This window comes from Pseudomonas sp. H1_G08, from assembly GCF_054681355.1.
This window is the reverse complement of record NZ_CP162822.1, coordinates 3,790,429-3,807,783: the sequence shown is the minus strand read 5'-3', so window position 1 is coordinate 3,807,783 and position 17,355 is coordinate 3,790,429. Positions and strand designations below refer to the sequence as shown.

14 protein-coding genes and 2 pseudogenes are annotated in these 17,355 nt (G+C 61.5%); 8 read left to right on the top strand and 8 right to left on the bottom strand.

All coding sequences use genetic code 11. The annotated features are described in order from the left end of the window. Positions 1-70 precede the first annotated feature (70 nt). Genes mksF through mksB form a run of 3 tightly spaced genes read right to left on the bottom strand, consistent with a single transcriptional unit; the run spans position 71 to position 4,879 of the window. Positions 71-2,911 carry an Mks condensin complex protein MksF gene (mksF, locus tag AB4N85_RS17250; RefSeq protein ID WP_041480021.1) on the bottom strand — a complete coding sequence of 947 codons (2,841 nt, stop codon included), beginning with the start codon at positions 2,909-2,911 and terminating at the stop codon, positions 71-73. Further along, positions 2,908-3,609, bottom strand: a complete 702-nt coding sequence (gene mksE, locus AB4N85_RS17245) for an Mks condensin complex protein MksE (protein WP_016773189.1) — start codon at positions 3,607-3,609, stop codon at positions 2,908-2,910. Before mksE ends, mksF begins: the two co-directional genes overlap by 4 nt. Then, a complete protein-coding gene (gene mksB, locus AB4N85_RS17240) occupies positions 3,599-4,879 on the bottom strand; it encodes an Mks condensin complex protein MksB (protein ID WP_160768349.1) in 1,281 nt (426 codons plus the stop codon). The genes mksE and mksB overlap by 11 nt, the downstream gene beginning before the upstream one ends. A 242-nt stretch (positions 4,880-5,121) precedes the next feature. Between mksB and AB4N85_RS17235 the strand changes: the two genes are divergently transcribed. Both AB4N85_RS17235 and rimI read left to right on the top strand, forming a co-directional pair. Then, a complete protein-coding gene (locus tag AB4N85_RS17235; RefSeq protein WP_056790344.1) occupies positions 5,122-5,868 on the top strand; it encodes a hypothetical protein in 747 nt (248 codons plus the stop codon). Next, entirely contained in the window at positions 5,861-6,313 is a 453-nt protein-coding gene (rimI, locus tag AB4N85_RS17230; protein WP_039761243.1) for a ribosomal protein S18-alanine N-acetyltransferase, read from the top strand. Before AB4N85_RS17235 ends, rimI begins: the two co-directional genes overlap by 8 nt. A 120-nt stretch (positions 6,314-6,433) precedes the next feature. Here rimI and AB4N85_RS17225 read toward each other — a convergent pair whose 3' ends face one another. After that, entirely contained in the window at positions 6,434-6,838 is a 405-nt protein-coding gene (locus tag AB4N85_RS17225; RefSeq protein ID WP_236168889.1) for a serine kinase/phosphatase, read from the bottom strand. Positions 6,839-6,978: 140 nt separating this feature from the next. On the opposite strand from AB4N85_RS17225, the gene can reads away from it, so the two are divergent. Continuing rightward, positions 6,979-7,623 (top strand): carbonate dehydratase, encoded by a 645-nt coding sequence (gene can, locus AB4N85_RS17220; protein ID WP_039761245.1) that lies wholly within the window; start codon positions 6,979-6,981, stop codon positions 7,621-7,623. A gap of 9 nt (positions 7,624-7,632) precedes the next feature. On the opposite strand, the gene AB4N85_RS17215 is transcribed toward can, so the two are convergent. Both AB4N85_RS17215 and AB4N85_RS17210 read right to left on the bottom strand, forming a co-directional pair. Continuing rightward, positions 7,633-8,157: an SET domain-containing protein gene (locus AB4N85_RS17215; RefSeq protein ID WP_110646141.1), complete on the bottom strand. Its 525-nt coding sequence runs from the start codon at positions 8,155-8,157 to the stop codon at positions 7,633-7,635. 173 nt (positions 8,158-8,330) lie between these two features. Next, a complete protein-coding gene (locus tag AB4N85_RS17210; RefSeq protein WP_236168890.1) occupies positions 8,331-9,503 on the bottom strand; it encodes a hypothetical protein in 1,173 nt (390 codons plus the stop codon). 217 nt (positions 9,504-9,720) lie between these two features. Here AB4N85_RS17210 and AB4N85_RS17205 point away from each other — a divergent pair, with 217 nt between their 5' ends. Beyond that, a complete protein-coding gene (locus tag AB4N85_RS17205) occupies positions 9,721-10,011 on the top strand; it encodes a nucleotidyltransferase family protein (RefSeq protein ID WP_042609686.1) in 291 nt (96 codons plus the stop codon). 60 nt (positions 10,012-10,071) lie between these two features. On the opposite strand, the gene AB4N85_RS17200 is transcribed toward AB4N85_RS17205, so the two are convergent. Further along, positions 10,072-11,490 carry a short-chain fatty acid transporter gene (locus AB4N85_RS17200; protein WP_016773194.1) on the bottom strand — a complete coding sequence of 473 codons (1,419 nt, stop codon included), beginning with the start codon at positions 11,488-11,490 and terminating at the stop codon, positions 10,072-10,074. Between the two features lie 342 nt (positions 11,491-11,832). Between AB4N85_RS17200 and AB4N85_RS17195 the strand changes: the two are divergent. From AB4N85_RS17195 to AB4N85_RS17180, 4 genes and pseudogenes are all read left to right on the top strand, one after another. After that, positions 11,833-13,144 (top strand): annotated as a pseudogene (locus AB4N85_RS17195) (MFS transporter). A gap of 114 nt (positions 13,145-13,258) precedes the next feature. Then, a pseudogene (locus tag AB4N85_RS17190) lies at positions 13,259-14,035 on the top strand (PAS domain-containing protein); the annotation flags it as partial. Then, positions 14,015-14,575, top strand: coding sequence for a methyl-accepting chemotaxis protein (locus tag AB4N85_RS17185; RefSeq protein ID WP_460068369.1), 561 nt, complete (start codon positions 14,015-14,017; stop codon positions 14,573-14,575). The pseudogene AB4N85_RS17190 and the gene AB4N85_RS17185, both read left to right, overlap by 21 nt. A gap of 217 nt (positions 14,576-14,792) precedes the next feature. Beyond that, on the top strand, positions 14,793-15,392 hold the full coding sequence (locus tag AB4N85_RS17180; protein WP_236168893.1) for a flavin reductase family protein: 600 nt from the start codon (positions 14,793-14,795) through the stop codon (positions 15,390-15,392). Positions 15,393-15,445: 53 nt separating this feature from the next. On the opposite strand, the gene ggt is transcribed toward AB4N85_RS17180, so the two are convergent. Further along, positions 15,446-17,278: a gamma-glutamyltransferase gene (gene ggt / locus AB4N85_RS17175; protein WP_252868285.1), complete on the bottom strand. Its 1,833-nt coding sequence runs from the start codon at positions 17,276-17,278 to the stop codon at positions 15,446-15,448. Positions 17,279-17,355 lie beyond the last annotated feature (77 nt).

Here is a 17,355-nt window from a genome sequence, read left to right as displayed (position 1 = left end):
AATCCAGACCATAAAAAAGGGCCGCGATCTCATCAGATCGCGGCCCTTTTTTTGCTTCAGCTACCGCCGATCAAACCGCATCCAGCTCCGGCTCATCCGCCTGCACATTCAGCGTGGCCTTGACCACATCATGGCGGCGGATGTACTTCCAGTCCGCTTCATCGATGTAGATCCCGGCCGGGCCGCTGCCGCCTTCCAGGTCGATTGCGACACTGGCGCAGACCTGCGGCTTCACACTTGCGAGAATCGGCACGAAGCCCAGTTGCAGACTGGTTTCCAGCAGCGCCGCCTGGTTCTTCTCATCGATGTCCGCCGCCTCGTCGAGGTAGTACGGCAGACGCACGCGGCCGGCCAGATCGCGATCCATCAAGTGCAGCAACAAGTACATGTTGGTCAGTGCCTTGATGGTCATGGTCGTACCGTTGGAGGCCGCGCCGTCGATGTCGGTGTGGATGACTGGTTGACCGTTGACCTTGGTGATCTCGAAGGCCAGTTCGAACAAGTCCTTGAGGCCGAGCTGGTTGTGGTTCGCTGCCACCAGCCGCGCCAGATATTCCTTGGCCTCTTCGTTCTTGTTGTCCTGCTCGGCGCTCTGGCTGAGATCGAACACCGACAGGGTTTCGCCTTCCTCATATTGCCCGGCGCTGTGGATGATCTGGTCGATGTGCTTGAGTGCTTCCTTGTTTGGTGCGAGGACGATGCGGAAGCTCTGCAGGTTGGAAACCTGACGCTTGTTGATCTCGCGGTTGAACAACGCCAGTTGATGCTCGAGGCTGTCGTAATCGCTGCGGATGTTACGCAGGGTCCGTGCGATGTCGGTGACCGCCGCGCGCCGCGCCTTGCCGAGGGTCAGGGCTTCATCGGTGCGGTGCGCGTAAGCGTTGATCAGCAGCGACAGACGCCGCTCCATATCATCTTCGCTGTCGAACTTGGCCACACCTTTCAGACGCACCTGCGCGTACAGCGCTTCGATCTGGCCATCGGCACGCAGGAGGCCCTGCCAGCTGTCCTGATAATCGTTGAGCAGCGGCAGCAGGTTGTCCATCGAATCATCGACCGGATCCATGAACGGCGTGCCGAACGGCAGATCCGCTGGCAGCAACTGACGACGACGTAGCGCGTCGTCGAGGGTGCGTTGCTTGGCCTCCATATCGGCGATCTGCCGGCCGACCAGTTGCAGCTTGGCCGACAGTTGCTGGACGCGCTCGGTGAACGCATCGCTGGAGCGCTTGAGTTCGTCCTGCGCGGCTTCCATCTGCGCCAGTTGCTCAAGCTTGTCGCTTTCTTCGGCGCTCAGCGTCTGGGTGCGACGGAAATCTTCCAGCGCCTTCTGTGCGTCCAGCACCTGCTGGTACAGCGCTTCGGTCTGGGTCTTGCTCGCGGCGCGGTCGGCGGCCACGGCCTGCTGGGTTTTCAGTTGCTTGAGCTCTTTTTCCAGACGCTCTTTCTGATCGCGCAACGCGGCGCGGTCAGCCAGCGCCTGCAAGGCAGGCGGCTCAATGTGCGAGATGTCGATCGACAGGCCCGGCACTTCGAAGCGCTCGCCCTTGAAGCCATCAAGAATCAGCTCGACCGATTTGACCCACTCACCGTTCTCGTCGAGGGTGATGCCGTGTTCACCCAGCGGCAGGCTGAAGAGCGCGCTGTTGAACAGGCGCATCAGGCGCTCGACGTCCTGCTGCGAGAACTCTTCGCGCAGGCGGGCGTAGCTGTTGTTGTCGGCGTGATCGAGTTGTTGCTTCACCGACTTCAGGCGTTTTTCCAGATCGCGCAGACGCTCTTCGAGATCTTCGGCGCTGAACTGACGCGACTGCGCCAAGGCACCGGCCAGTTCGTCGTGTGCATCCTTGGCCGCGAGCAATTGTTGCTCGAGCACTTTGACGTCATCGACCAGGGCGAAGCGGTTCTTCAGCACCGACAACTCGCCGAGCCAGCGCTGAATACCGGAAATTTCCCGTTCCAGACGCATCAGTTCCTGAGTACCACCGCGTTGATCGTTCTGCAGGTCGTCCTGCTCGCGACGGTAGTGCTCGGCCTGGATGGTCAGCTCTTCCTTGCGCGCCGTGGCGTAGTCCGACCAGGTGCCGAGCAAGGAGTCGAGCAGCGGCGACAGGCGATGCAGTTTGCCGCGCAGCACATCGCGCTGTTTCACGCCGTTGGCCAGCGCTTCAACCAACGGGCCGGCAGCGACCAGCGAGTTGTAGTCCTGCTCCATGCGCCGCACATCGCGGAAGGCTTCTTCGCAGGCAGCAATGTAGTCGACGCTGCCGGAACGCAAGCTGTGTTCGAAAGCATCGAGGAACAGTTGCTTGAGCTTGGCCGCGGTGATTTCGCGCATGTGCAGCAGGTTGATGAACAGCGCGCGGAAGGTCTTCAGGCTCTGCTCGCTGGTGGAGCGCAGCGGGATCAGCGTTAGGTCGAGCGGGATCGACGTATGGCCGCCAACCAGCAAGCGGCGCAGTTCATCCGGCTTGAGTTCGTAGGCTTTCAGGCCTTCTTTTTCGAGATTGCTGAACAGTTCTTTCTGGCGCAGGCAGGTGTCGTTTTTCTGGTAATGCGCCAGATCGAGCTTGCCGGCGTAAGCGAAGAACTGGTGACCGAAACCGCCGCCCGGGCCGCGACCGACCACGCCGATCACGTGCGGGCCGTGGGGCAGGTTGACTTCGACGAGGATGTAACTGGTGTCGGAGGCGAAGTAGAAGCGCCGCGATTGTTCGAGGCTGTACTTGCCGAAACTCATGTCCGACATGCGCGCCAGAATCGGGAACTGCAAGGCGTTGATCGACGCTGATTTACCGAGGTTGTTCGCGCCGTAAACCGACAACGGTTCTTCCAGCGGGAACAGACCGAGGCTGTAACCGGCGGTGTTCAAAAGGGCAAAGCGGCGGATGCCGTAGCGTTCCTGGCTCATGCATCGGACTCCTGTTCTTCGGCAATGGCGCGGGCCAGTGCGTCTTCTTCGCTTTCTTCTTCAAATTCGGAAAGATCGAGCGGATCGTCGGTTTCGAGGAATTTCGCTTCGGCTTCTTCGTCGATCAGCACCGGCGCCGGCAGCGGCAGAACGCTGTGGACGCTGGCTGCCAGGTCGCGGTCCTGCTGTACCGACAGGCACACGTCGAGGAAACGGTGCATCGGCGGCAGGAAGCGGTAGACGCCGTTTTCTTCGCCGGCAAAACCGAGCTGGGTCATGCGGCGCATGATTTTTTCTTCGAGTTCTTCAACAGTCTGCACTTCGGCCTGGATGAACAGGTCGCGGTACTTGTCCAGCAGCGACGGCAACTCTTCGCGGCCGAGGCTGCCGCCGTCGAGCACGGCAATCGGGTCGCGGCCCTGATCGGCCAGGTGCTCAACGAGGATGAAGGTGAACAGCGCCAGACGCTGGGCGGTCTTGTTCACCGCTGCGGCGGCCATGTCCGGCACGAAGTAGTAGAAACCACGGGTGTCGCAGACCAGTTCAAAGCCCAGCGCCTTGAACAGCGTGCGGTACTGGTCCTGGAAATTCGACAGTTGTGCGTACAGCTCGGGATCACGGCGGCTGACGTGGTAACCCTTGAACAACTCGCGGAAGATCGGCGCCAGTTGCGACAGTTCGGAAAGATCAAGATGCATTTGGGATGCTCGCAGAATCCTCGGCGGCGGTATCGCTGGCCGAGAGCAGGGCGAAGGAGCGCAGGCTGACCTGGTGCTCGTGAGTATGGTATTCGCGGCGTTCCAGACGCTCGCGCTTGAAGCGTTTTTCCCGCGACAGGCGCGAGAACCAGTAAAGCAATTCGTCGGTGGCGCCGTCCGGTTCCTGCTCCAGCAGCCAGGTCATCAGGTCCGGCATCGGCAGGGACTCTTCGCAACGATCGACCATCTCGCGCACGGTGCGCGGTGCACGTGGGGCGTCGCCAGCCTTCTGGGTTTTGTGCGCCTTGGGGAAGCGCGCCGGTTTCGGCTCGAAACGCGCCAGCGCGTAGACGTAGGCTTCGACCTGACTGGCGCTGCCCAGGAAGGTGCTTTGCGGGCGGGTGAACAGTGGCATCGCCGCTTGCGGCACGGCGTCGATGCCTTTACGCCGGATCGCCGCCAGCGCCAGTGCGGCGCCACGGGTCACGGCGTTATGCCGACGCGCTTCTTCACGCAATGGCAGCAGCAGTTCGCGGGCATGGCGCAGGGTCAGTTGCGCGCTGGTCTGCATTTCGAGGATGCGCGCGTGGGTGCGCAGGAGCATGTCGTCATCGACCAGATGGCCGAGGCGCTGCTGTTCGCTGAGCATCTTCAGCAGCACGGTTTCGACCTTGCGCACGCCTTGTTCGAAGGCGCCATCGGCGTTGACCAGATCGATCATCGGCTCGACGTATTCGTCCCACGTCGCCAGGACTTCGGCGTAACGCTGACGCAGCGGAATCTGCCGGTCGCTGGTCTTCGCCCGTTCGGCCACGGCCACCAGGGCCTGTTCATCGTTGTCGAGTTTCTTCAGTACGTCGCGCACACGCATGTCGAGCAAACGCAACTGGCGCGCCAGATCGTTGCCGTCACGGACGTCGAAAGCGTCCTGGATATAACCGGCCAGACGCTCAAGGTGACGCAGGTAGGCTTCGATTTCCAGGCACAGGCCGAGGCGGTGTTCGCGGCGCAGGTAGGCGAGGAAGTCGTGGATCTGCGCGTTGAGCTCGAAACGGTTCGGGCTTTTCGCCACCGGAACCAGAATATCGAGGCGAATCCACACGTCGAGCAGGCTGGTGATGTCCTGTGGCGTGCTGTCGAGTTGTTGGGCGGCCAGTTGCGTGCGCAGTTCGTTGAGGCTCAGGGTGCCTTGGTCGAAGTGCTCGCACAGTGGCTCCAGAAGTGCCCAGTGTTCAGCGAGGGCGCGCAAGACGCGCTTGGGTTCGATCATCGGAATGGCCGGCTGGTTGGCGATTAAAAGCGGCGATTGTACTGCATCACAGGCGCGGCGATTCACTCTCGGGACGGGCTGTCGCATTCTTTGGCCAAAGGGCAGCGGCGCAGCGCAGCGCGGGGTATCGATCAACAGCGAGCGATCTTGTGCGAAGGGCGGTAGAATCAGCGCACTTTCCGTTATCCACAAGTGGCCGACCTTTGCTTATCGAGTCCCGCCGCCGCGCCTATTTGAACGCCATGCAGGTGGTCAACTGGCTGCCGCGCACCGAACTGCCTTTCGCCGCACCGTCGCGGCCCGAGCTGCTGGAGATGCCCGAGCCCGAGCTCGAGGTACCGGTTGCTCCGGCGCCTCAGGCCGAAGCACCGGCGCAGCCTGCCGCGCGTCAGGCCGAGCGACCGAAAATCGAGGTGCCGCGTCCGTCGCTGGCCAGTACCCGCAACGGCGCCAAACCGGTGGAAGAGATCGACGAGACGCCGGTGGTGGTCAAGCCTGCGCCAGTGCCGCCGCCGCGTTTTGCCCTGCAACTGCTGCGCGCCGGGCGCTGCCTGCTGCTGGTCGAGTTACCCACAGGCGAAGCGTTTCAAAGTCGCGATCCGGCCTACCTGCTGCTCAAGGACATGCTGCGCGCCGCCGGTCTGCCGGATGCGCCGCAAATCGTCGGCGAACCGGTGCGCTGGCCGTGGCTCAATCGCGGCACGCTGGATCAGGGGCCGGAAGCGGCGCGCGACTTTGTGCAGGGTTTCCTCTCGGTGCAGATGGAAGCGGCGCCCTGCGCCTGTCTGTGGCTGATCGGCCTGCCGGCGCTGAAGTTTGCCGGGGAGGCGGACGCTGAAGCGTTCAATAGTGAATTGCAGATCGAAGGTCTGGGCCTGGCCTGGGCGATTCCCGGTCTGGAACTGTTAATGGAAGAGCCACAGCGCAAGGCCGCTGTGTGGCAAGCCATGCGTCGGCTGATGGCGCGCTGGAAACAATCCGATGAGTGAGGCTGTAACCTTTCGCCCGATGACCGAGGCGGACCTGGACGCTGTGTTGAAGATCGAATACGCCGCGTACAGCCATCCGTGGACCCGGGGGATTTTTCTCGATGGCCTGGGCAAATACCAGATCTGGCTGATGTTCGAAGGCCAGCAACAGGTTGGCCATGGCGTGGTGCAGATCATTCTTGATGAGGCGCACCTGCTCAATATCACGGTCAAGCCGGAAAATCAGGGGCGCGGGTTGGGCCTGACGTTGCTTGAGCATTTGATGTCGCGGGCGTATGCGGCTGAAGCGCGGGAGTGCTTTCTCGAAGTGCGCGACAGCAACACGGCTGCGTTCAAGTTGTATGAGCGGTATGGCTTCAACGAGATCGGCCGGCGTCGCGATTATTATCCGGCGGTGGGTGGGCGTGAAGATGCGGTGGTGATGGCCTGTACCTTGGTGGATTAGGCTCTGTAGGAGCTGCCGAAGGCTGCGATCTTATGATCCTGTTTTTGTAAGATCCAAAGCAAAATCAAAAGATCGCAGCCTTCGGCAGCTCCTACAGGGGGCGAATTTCAAGTCAGCGGATCAGCGCTTGCCATTCAGCGGATCCAGGTCCGCCAGTTCCGCTTCATCCAGCCCGTCACCGCCGCCGATGTCGTTTTCACTGACCTCGCTCAAATCCCAATCCGCCGGATTGCCCTCGCCGAGTTCATCGGCATCGCGCGCGCCGTCCTCGCGAATCAACGTTTCCGGGCTCAGGTCATCGTCGGTCGGCTGATGATCATCCACCGAAGCCCCGGTCATACCCGCCTCACGCACTCGCTCAGCCGGCATCAATTGTTCGCGTTCACGCTCGGGCAGTTCATCTCCGATTTTCGCGCTGGGCTCTTCGTCGTCGAAATCCAGCTCGTGCACCGAGCCCATGCGGTCTTCGTTATCGTCGATGGGTTCCGGTTGCACCGCATCATAAGGGCGTCGTGAATCAGTCATGGCAATTCCTCATACTGTGGGCCTTACTGAGTGGACTCACCGGGCGCGCGAGAATTCCAACGAAAACACTTTGCGCTGGCGGCGTGACTTCGACGGGTGGTCGTCTATCAAACCTGCGCATCTTTCTTGAGGCCTTATCCATGCACGATCTACAAGACCTGATTGATAACAACGAGCGTTGGGCTGACGCGATCACCAAGGAAGACCCGGACTTCTTCGCCAAACTGGCGCGCCAGCAGACCCCGGAATATCTATGGATCGGCTGCTCCGACGCGCGCGTACCGGCCAACGAAATCGTCGGGATGTTGCCGGGCGATCTGTTCGTACACCGCAACGTCGCCAACGTCGTGCTGCACACCGACCTCAACTGCCTCTCGGTGATCCAGTACGCGGTGGATGTGCTCAAGGTCAAACACATCCTCGTCACCGGCCACTACGGCTGCGGCGGTGTGCGCGCGTCGATGCAGGATCGCCAGTTCGGCCTGATCGACGGCTGGCTGCGGTCGATCCGCGACCTGTACTACGAGAAACGCGAAGAACTGGCCAAGCTGGCGACCGAAGAAGAGCAGGTCGATCGCATGTGCGAACTCAACGTGATCCAGCAAGTGGCCAACGTTGCGCATACCAGCATCATTCAGAACGCCTGGCATCGCGGACAGCCGCTGTCGATCCACGGCTGCATCTACGGGATCAAGGACGGCCGCTGGAAAAGTCTCAATACCACCATAAGCGGTTTCGAACAGTTGCCGCCGCAATACCGCTTACGTCCGGTCGGCGCGCCGTAACCGCGGCGTTCAGTTACGGCCTGGATGCCGCCAGCGCTGTAAAAAGCGCTGGCCTTCAGGCGTGGGTGGTTCGTCGTAACCGGTGATCCACCCACGGCAGCGCGACGAGCCGCAATCGCAGGCGAACTGGCGTAGCAGTTTGTCTTCGGTCGATGCGTAATCGATGCTCAAATGTTCGCCGCTGTGGATATCTTTCAAGGCCCACAGCCACAACTCGCTCATGTCGAGAAATACATTCGGGTCGCAGGCGTGTTCCAGCACCCCGCAAAAGCGCGGATCGTAAACGTGGATGCCGGTTTGCAGCTGACGGGTCTGTCGACAGCGATAGGGCAGCAATTGCCCGGAAACCCGGCACATTCGGCTGATACGCAGAAATTCGCGACGCGCGACCACCGCCGTGGCCATGCCACGTTCGTCGTGGATAATCTGAAAGTCCTGGCAGGATGGGAAGCCCAGCCGTACGGGAAGTCCGGCGAACGGATAGATGCCTTCTGTATCGCGCGGCAGGTGCCGGCCCATGGCTTGATTGTTCATAACGATCCTTGTTGGTGAGTATTGCCTCCGGGTTGTCCCCACGCCCGCCAGGCGAAGCATGATTGGATCCAAGCGTCGCGCAATTGAAGGTACCGGTCTACTGTCAAACCTGACAGGCGCGATCACCGTTATCCCGCGTCAGCATTGGCTGACACGGGGGACTTCAGCAGCGATTACAGAGTTGGTGCGGGCACGGCGGCCGCAGGCAGTGGCGCTTTCAGCTGTCGCAGTTGTGTCTTGACCGATGGCGTGGCGCACTTGGCAACCGCTTGTTCAGCGCTGAGGTTGCGGATCGAGGTATAGAACAACTCGCAGGTTTTGACCTTTTGCGTCACCTGCCATGTTTGTGTGCAACTGTTCAGCGTGGCCTGTGCATCGCTGCCCGGTTTGCTGCCCATCCCGGCCTGCCAGCAAGCCGCGCTCAAATCCTGGCCCATGACTTTCAAGCCCGCCGCGTCTGCCTTCGCCTGGGCATCGTCGCCGGTATAGCTTTTCGGATCGGCGGCGTACCAGATATAGCTCGGATGGTTGGAACCGAGCACTGGCACATTCACCCCTTCGGCCGGGCTGATGCTCGCCAGCCCCAGCACCCCCACGGTCGGCCCGTATTGTTCCTTGATCCAGTTGCGCACCGGCGCCCCGAACGCAACCATCGGCAGCGTCGTGCCGCTGGCGGTCTGGCTGAACTGCTTGACCAGCGTGGTCTGGTAATCCTTGAAGTAGTCGTAGACATCCTCCAGATCCCCGCCGGCATTGGACGGCGCGGCGATCGGCGCGATGTCGATGATGGTCTGGTAAGCCGGCGTCTGCCCGGCGGGGATGCCGTTATCGGTCAGCAACGTCGCCCAGCGATCGGTGGTGTTCGAGCGCAGATAGTCCTGCGCCTGGGTCAGCGAGTAGTCAGGCGGGAAGTGCAGCAACTCGACGCTCTTGCGATTTTCCAAGGCCATGCCCAACGGCAGGAACAGATACCAGCTGTAGGCCCATTTGCCATCGGCATTCAGCTTGCTGGCGCCGGCATAAGCCAGGTCGCCGGCGTCGAGCAACGCCGACAGCGGCTTGTCATAGCCGTCCGGCACTCCGGTGATCTCGGCGTAGAGCTGATCGTTGTCGGTTTTCACCAGCACCTTGGCATCGGCGTAACCATCGCGCTGTACGCTCTGGCTCAAGTAATGAGCGACGGTCTGCTCCAGCGTCCAATTGCGAAAGCAGATCACGCTGCAATTGTTGGGGTAGGCGAAGAGGCGGGTGACGCGCTCGGTGCTGCCCAGTTTTACGTCGACATCGGCGTGGACGGCGGCGCTTAGCGTCAGTGCAACGAGGGTAAGTCCTGCGAGTTTGAACATGCTCAGATCCTTTTCAGCGTGGGTTCCCCTCGATTTGGGGGCGCTTCATAGTGGATCAGTGGTGTTTGACAGAAAAGCGGTTGAGTGTGGATTCTTGCCTGAATGCGGTATTACCCAAGCAGCGCACATATTGTTACGGCTGTGCCAACAAGCACGCTGCCTGGTGCGCGTCCGCACTGCTAGACTGCAGCGACATCGAATTTTCCAAGGGTGAGTCATGAAGCCTTCTACTGCTCTCGACATGCAAAGGTCCGCCGTCCGCGAAGTGATCGGGCGCTTTCGCGTGGCCAACCCGCGTGTATTTGGTTCAGCATTGCTGGGGACGGATCTGGACGGTAGCGATCTCGATCTGCTGGTTGACCCGCTGCCCGGCACGACGCTTTTTGATCTGGGCGGACTTCAGGTTGAGCTTGAAGACCTGCTGGGTGTTGCGGTCGAGGTGCTGACCCCCGGCGACCTGCCAGTGAAATTTCGTCAGCAGGTGCTTGATCAGGCGCGACCCGTCTAAAGCAGCGATCAAACCAAGTTTTGAGAGCACCTGCCCTTGAGCAGGTGCGTTTTTATCGACTTACGGCATCACCGGCGGCGTATACGCCAATGTCGTCCCCAGCGCCCACAACAGCAGCAGCACCAGCGGCGTGTGCACCAGCAGTTGCACAAACGAGAAGCCTATCAAATCCCGCGCCTTCAACCCGAGCACGCCCAGCAGCGGCAGCATATAGAACGGATTGATCAGGTTCGGCAGGGCTTCGGCGGCGTTGTAGATCTGCACCGCCCAGCCGAGGTGGTACTGCAGGTCATTGGCCACTTGCATCACGTAGGGCGCTTCGATGATCCATTTGCCGCCGCCGGACGGGATGAAGAAACCGAGAATCGCCGAATACACGCCCATCAGCAGCGCATAGGTGTCGTGGGAGGCGATGCTGACAAAGAAAGTCGAGATGTGATGCGCGAGGGTTTGCGCATCGGCGCCTTTGACCGTGGTCATCAGCGCGGCGATCGAGCCGTACAGCGGAAACTGGATCAACACGCCAGTGGTGGTCGGCACCGCACGGGCCACCGCATCGAGGAAGCTGCGCGGGCGCCAGTGCAGCAGCGCGCCGAGCATGATGAACAGGAAGTTGTAGGTGTTCAGGCCGGAAATCGCGGTAATCGCTGGTTTGGTCGAGAACTCGTGAAACAGCCATCCTGCTGCGAGCAGCACCAATACGATGATCAGCAACGGGCTGTGTTCCAGCCATTCGCCGGGGCGAGTGCGCGGTTGCAGCGGCGGCAGGTTGAACGCCGGATCGATGCCGCAGGCCTTGGCGTCGCGTGCCGAATTCGGCCCGGGCGCGGTGGCGTAGGCGATGATGATCGAGATCACGATCAGCGCCAGCAGCATGACCCCGGATTGCCAGAGAAAAATGGTTTCGGTGAACGGGATTACGCCAGTGATCGACAGGATCGACGGCGGCAGGCTGCCCGGGTTGGCCTGCAACTGTGCGGCCGACGATGACAAGCCCAGCGCCCACACCGCGCCGAGGCCCAGGTAAGCAGCGGCACCGGCGGCGCGGTAATCCATCTTCAGATCGGTGCGGCGGGCGAGGGCGCGTACCAGCAGCCCGCCAAATACCAGCGACAGACCCCAATTGAGCAGGGAGGCGACCATCGAGATCAATGCCACCCAGGCCACGGCGGAGCGGCCGTTTTTCGGGATGCGTGCCAGTTTGTCGATCAGTTTGACTGCGGGCGGAGAGCTGGCGACGACGTAGCCGCCGATCACCACGAAGGCCATCTGCATGGTGAACGGGATCAGGCTCCAGAAGCCGTCGCCGAAGGCCATCGCTGCAGCGGTGGGTTTGGCGCCCATGGCCAGGGTGGCCAGCGCAACGATGATCACGGCCAACGCGGCGAATACCCAGGAATCGGGAAACCAGCGTTCGGCAAAACTGGAACAGCGCAGGGCAAAGCGCGCGGAGCGGCTATCTTCGATATCAACGGCCACGGGAAGTACCTCGGATTTTTTATGGTTATTTTGATCCGTGGGAGCAGTCGCCCGGCTCGACAGCCACAGAGACCCCTGTGGGAGCGAGCCTGCTCGCGAAGACGTCGGCACATTCAGCATCAGGTTGTCTGAACTGACGCTTTCGCGAGCAGGCTCGCTCCCATATGGGCGGCTGGTCGGTGTTGGCGTGGTCCCTTGGACAGGCGCTAACAGTAAATCAAGCGCCGCCCTTTTGTTGAGCAGGTTTTCGCAAACCGAGACTATGGTCTGACGGGTTGTCGATCCGCGCATTTGCGTAGACCATGAGCGCCTTGGTTTTTGCCGATGCCTGAGTTCTTTGTCATGACTGCCAACTCCCCAGCCCGACCGGCGCCGTTCAGCCGTGCCGACTACAAGACCCTCGGCCTTGCGGCGCTCGGCGGGGCGCTGGAAATCTACGATTTCATCATCTTCGTATTCTTTGCGCTGACCCTCAGCCAGCTGTTCTTTCCCCCGGAAATGCCCGAGTGGCTGCGTCTGCTGCAAAGCTTCGGCATCTTCGTCACCGGTTATCTGGCGCGGCCTCTGGGCGGGATTCTGATGGCGCATTTCGCCGACCGTCTGGGCCGCAAAAAGGTGTTCAGCTTGAGCATCCTGATGATGGCGCTGCCGTGTCTGCTGATCGGGATCATGCCGACCTACGCACAGATCGGCTATTTCGCGCCCTTGCTGTTGCTGGCGCTGCGCATCCTGCAAGGCGCAGCGGTGGGGGGAGGTGCCGAGTGCCTGGGTGTTCGTCGCCGAGCATGCGCCGACCGGCCATCGCGGTTACGCCTTGGGCTTTCTGCAGGCCGGCCTGACGTTCGGTTACTTGATCGGCGCACTCACTGCGACCTTCCTGGCACAGATTTTCACGCCTGCCGAAATTCTCGATTACGCCTGGCGCTATCCGTTTCTGCTCGGCGGCGTGTTCGGCGTGGTGGGCGTTTACCTGCGCCGCTGGCTCAGCGAAACCCCGGTGTTCATGGCCATGGAAGCGCAGCGCGAGGCGCGGGTCGAACTGCCGTTGCGCACGGTGCTGCGTGAACATCGTCTGGCCATGCTGCCGGCCATGTTGCTCACGTGTGTGCTGACCTCGGCGGTGGTGGTGTTCGTGGTCATCACCCCGACGATGATGCAGAAAACCTTCGGCATGACCGCCAGCCACACCTTCGGCCTCAGTGCCTTGGGCATCGTTTTTCTGAATATCGGCTGCGTGATCGCCGGACTGCTGGTCGACCGCATCGGCGCCTGGCGCACGGTCATGCTCTACAGCTTGTTACTGCCGCTGGGCATTGGCGTGTTGTATGGCTGTCTGATCATGGGCGGGCATTGGATCGGCATGGCCTATGCGGTCGCCGGCCTGGCTTGTGGGGTAGTAGGTGCGGTGCCTTCGGTGATGGTCGGGTTGTTCCCGGCGCGGATTCGCGTGTCGGGCATTTCCTTCACCTACAACATTGCCTACGCCGCCTGGGCAAGTATCACACCGCTGTTGCTGATTGGTCTGATGCCGTGGAGCCCATGGATCTGCGTGATCTTCTGTGCAGTGATGGGCGCGGTGGGGGGTGTGACGGCGGCGTATTTCGGTGCGCGCATGCCACGTACCGGACCGTGTCAGGCGGCCGGCGCTGCCTGATCCGCAAGCGCCGGATTATTTTCGACTGACGGGTCTGGAGCTGGCTTCAGAAAAGCTGCGCAAGGCCGATGGCAAGGTTGTATCCGCTAACTACCCTGCCATCGGTGCTTTCCCATGTTCAATAAACGCTTGAAGCAAGAGCTGGCCGCTCTGCGCGAAGAACTCTCCAGCCTTGTACAAGTGAAGGAAAGCCTGGAAAGCGAAATGCTCGCGCTGACCCTTGAGCCCGACGGGCGGATTCGTTCGGTCAACCAGAATTTTCTCGATGAAATGTTCTACAAGAGCCAGGACCTGATCGGCCGGGCAATCGAAGACATCGTGCCGGCCCACGTCAAAACCGACGAATTCCATCAGCGCTTCAAAAACTCGATGAGCCGTGGCGAGCACTTCGCCGGCGCCGTGCGCCTGTTGCGTGGCAATGGCGACGAGGCGTGGCTGCGTTCAATCGTGCAACCGGTGCGCTCGTCTGATGGGCGGATCAGACACATCTCCTTCTACGCCAGTGACCTGACCCGCACCATCGAAGCCTCCCGCGAGCATGAGAACCTGATCGGTGCGCTGGTGCGTTCCACCGCCGTGATTGAATTCGACCTCAACGGCAATGTGCTCAGCGCCAATGATCGCTTCCTCAACGGCATGGGTTACAGCCTGGCGCAGATCAAGGGTAAACATCACCGCACGTTTTGCGCCCCGGAAGAGTACAACAGCGCCGAGTACCAGAACTTCTGGCGGCGCTTGAACAGTGGCGAATTCGTCGCAGGCCGCTTCAAGCGTATCGACAGCCATGGTCGTACGGTGTGGCTGGAAGCGTCCTACAACCCGGTGGTCGATGCCAACGACAGACTGTACAAAGTGGTGAAGTTCGCCACGGTGATTACTGATCAGGTCAACCGCGAGCAGGCGGTTGCCGACGCGGCCAGCATCGCTTACAGCACCTCGCAACAAACCGACAGCACCGCGCAACGGGGCACCACGGTCGTCACCGAAGCGGTGAACGTGATGCGTGATTTGTCGCGTCACATGCAAGCCGCCGGCGAAGGTATCGAGGCGCTGAGCGAGCAGTCGCTGGTGATCGGCACGATCGTCAAAACCATCAGCGGCATTGCCGAACAGACCAACCTGCTGGCGCTCAACGCTGCCATCGAAGCCGCCCGGGCCGGCGAGCAGGGCCGTGGTTTTGCCGTGGTCGCGGACGAGGTCCGGCAACTGGCCTCGCGCACCAGCCAGGCGACGGACGAAATCGTCGGCGTGGTACGGCAGAACCAGGAAATGGCCCGCAATGCCGTGGCGCTGATGACCGACGGCAAGCTTCAGGCCGAACAGGGCCTGGCGCTGGCGGCGGAGGCGGGCACGGTGATTGTCGAGATTCAGGACGGTGCGCAGAAAGTGGTGGATGCGGTGGGGCAGTTTGCCAATCAGCTCTCTCACTGACACCGCACTGATCGTTCCCACGCTCTGCGTGGGAATGCCGTCCGGGACGCTCCGCGTTCCTTCGCTGGCGTGACGCAGAGCGTCACAGGATGCATTCCCGCGCAGAGCGTGGGAACGATCACCGAGGGGCAGCGCCGCATCTGCTCGCTCCCACAGGTTCTGTGTTTCGCCAGTGACAGCGCTACAATCGGCTCCTTTTCCCCCGGAGCAGATCCCCATGAGCGACTCCCAACGCCGTCCGGTACCCCTGAACAAAGCCTATCGCCTGCTCAATCACGGGCCGACCGTTCTCGTCAGTGCCGCTCACGACGGGCAGCGCAACATCATGGCCGCCGCCTGGGCCATGCCGCTGGATTTCGAACCGCCGAAAGTCGCCGTCGTCCTCGACAAATCCACCTGGACCCGCCAGTTGCTCGAAGCCTCCGGCACATTTGTGCTGAACGTGCCTTGCGTCAATCAGGCCGATATCGTGCAAACCGTCGGCAATACGTCCGGCCTGGAAATCACCCGTAACCAGGGGCACGACAAATTTCAGGCGTACGGCCTGCACACCTTTGCCGGCGAACAGGTTGAAGCGCCGCTGCTCGAGGGTTGTGTTGCCTGGCTCGAATGCCGCCTGCTGCCAGAGCCGCGCAATCACGAGCAATACGACCTGTTCCTCGCCGAAGTCATCGCCGCCCAGGCCGATGAGCGTGTGTTCAGCGATGGGCGCTGGCATTTCGAAGGGCAGGATGGATTGCGTACCTTGCACCACGTGGCGGGGGGGCATTTCCTGAAGATTGGGGACGGGGTGGATGGCAAGACGTTGGCGGTCTGATTTACTCCCGGGAGAAGGCCTGCTGCTCGGCAGGCCTTTTTCAATGCGGTGTTTCAGTCCCCCAACGCTTCTCCCTCACGCCGAGGATCGGCACCCCCCGTCAAGGTCGCTTTGCCCTGCGCATCCTTCACCCGCACGATCGCTTGGGTGCCGCTGGTCATGTCGATTTCACTGACCGTGTGCCCTTTGTCTTTCAACGCCTGAATCAGCACCGGGCTGAACTGTCCCTGTTCCAGTTCGGTGGGACCGTTGCGGCTGCCGAAGTTGGGCAGGTTGATTGCACTTTGTGCATCGAGGTTCCAGTCGAGCAGGCCGATGGTGGTTTTCGCCACGTATTCGATGATTTGCGAGCCGCCGGGCGAGCCGACCGTGGCGACAAATTCACCAGTGTTGCGATCAAAGATCAGCGTCGGCGCCATCGACGAACGTGGGCGTTTTCCGGGTTCGACGCGGTTGGCGACTTTCTGCCCGTTCTCTTCGGGGATGAACGAGAAGTCGGTCATCTGGTTGTTCAGCAGAAAACCCTGAACCATCAGGTGCGAGCCGAACGCGGCTTCGATGGTGGTGGTCATCGATACTGCGCCGCCGAGATCATCCACCGCCACCACTTGCGAGGTCGAGATGCGCAACGGCGAGCGGTCCGGTGCGTAGGCAACCTGCACGCCCGGCGGTGTGCCCGGTTTGGCGCTGCCCATGCTGCGCTCGCCGATCAGGCTGGCGCGGCTGGCCAGGTAGGCCGGATCGAGCAGACCTTTGACCGGTACCGGGACGAAGTCGGTGTCGGCCACGTATTGCGCACGATCGGCATAGGCCAGACGTTCAGCCTCGGCGATCAGGTGCACTGCTTGCGGCACCGGTTCGATGCCGGCCGGCTTATCGGTTTTCGTTGGTTTGAGCGGGGTCAGCGACAGGCGTGGGTCGCGAGTCTCCAGCGCCTGCAACGTGCCGAGAATCTGCGCCACGGCGATCCCGCCCGACGACGGTGGCGGCATGCCGCAGACCTGCCAACGCTTGTAGTCGGTACACAGCGGCGCGCGCTCCTTGGCCTGATAACGCTGCAAATCGTTCAGCGACAGGCTGCCGGGGTTGGCGTGCTGTTGAACCCTGGCGACGATCTCTTCGGCGATCGGACCTTTGTACAGCGCATCGGCACCTTCGCTGGCGATACGTTTGAACACGGCAGCCAATTTCGGGTTTTGCAGGCGTGTGCCGACAGCTTTGACGCTGCCATCGTCATTGAGGAAGTACGCGGCCATGTCTGGCGACTGGCGTATCAGTGGATCGGCAGTCAGCAGCGAATGCAGGCGCGGGGAAATCGCAAAGCCTTGCTCGGCCAGTTTGATCGCTGGCTCAAACAGCTTCGCCCAAGGCAAGCGACCGTGTTGTCGATGCGCCAGCTCCAGCGCCCGCAATACCCCGGGCGTACCGACCGAGCGCCCGCCGATCTGCGCTTGCGTAAAGGCCATCGGTTTACCGTCAGCCTTCAGGAACAGCTTCTCGGTGGCCCCGGCCGGCGCCGTTTCGCGGCCGTCATAGGTGCGCACCTGCTTGCCATCCCACAACACAATCATCGCCCCGCCACCGATCCCGGAAGACTGCGGCTCAACCAGCGTCAACACCGCCTGCATCGCAATCGCCGCATCAATCGCCGAACCACCCTGACGCAACATCTCCCGCCCGGCTTCGGCCGCGAGTGGATTGGCAGCAGCGGCCATGTGTTTATTGGCATGACGGGTTTGCAGATCAGTGCGGTAACCGGAAGCGGCTTCCGGTGCCAGCGGCAACGAAGAAGAGGGCGGGGCGTTGCATGCGGTGAGGGTCAGAGCGCTGACAAGCAGTGTCAGGGCTGGCAGGTGAAAGCGCTTCAAGGGCTGGGCTGGAAACACGCGGGCTCTCCGTCCGTGGGGTAGAAGTCTTCGGGGACTTTATCGAGTGGGCCGGCGGGGTGCAAACTGCGTGGGGA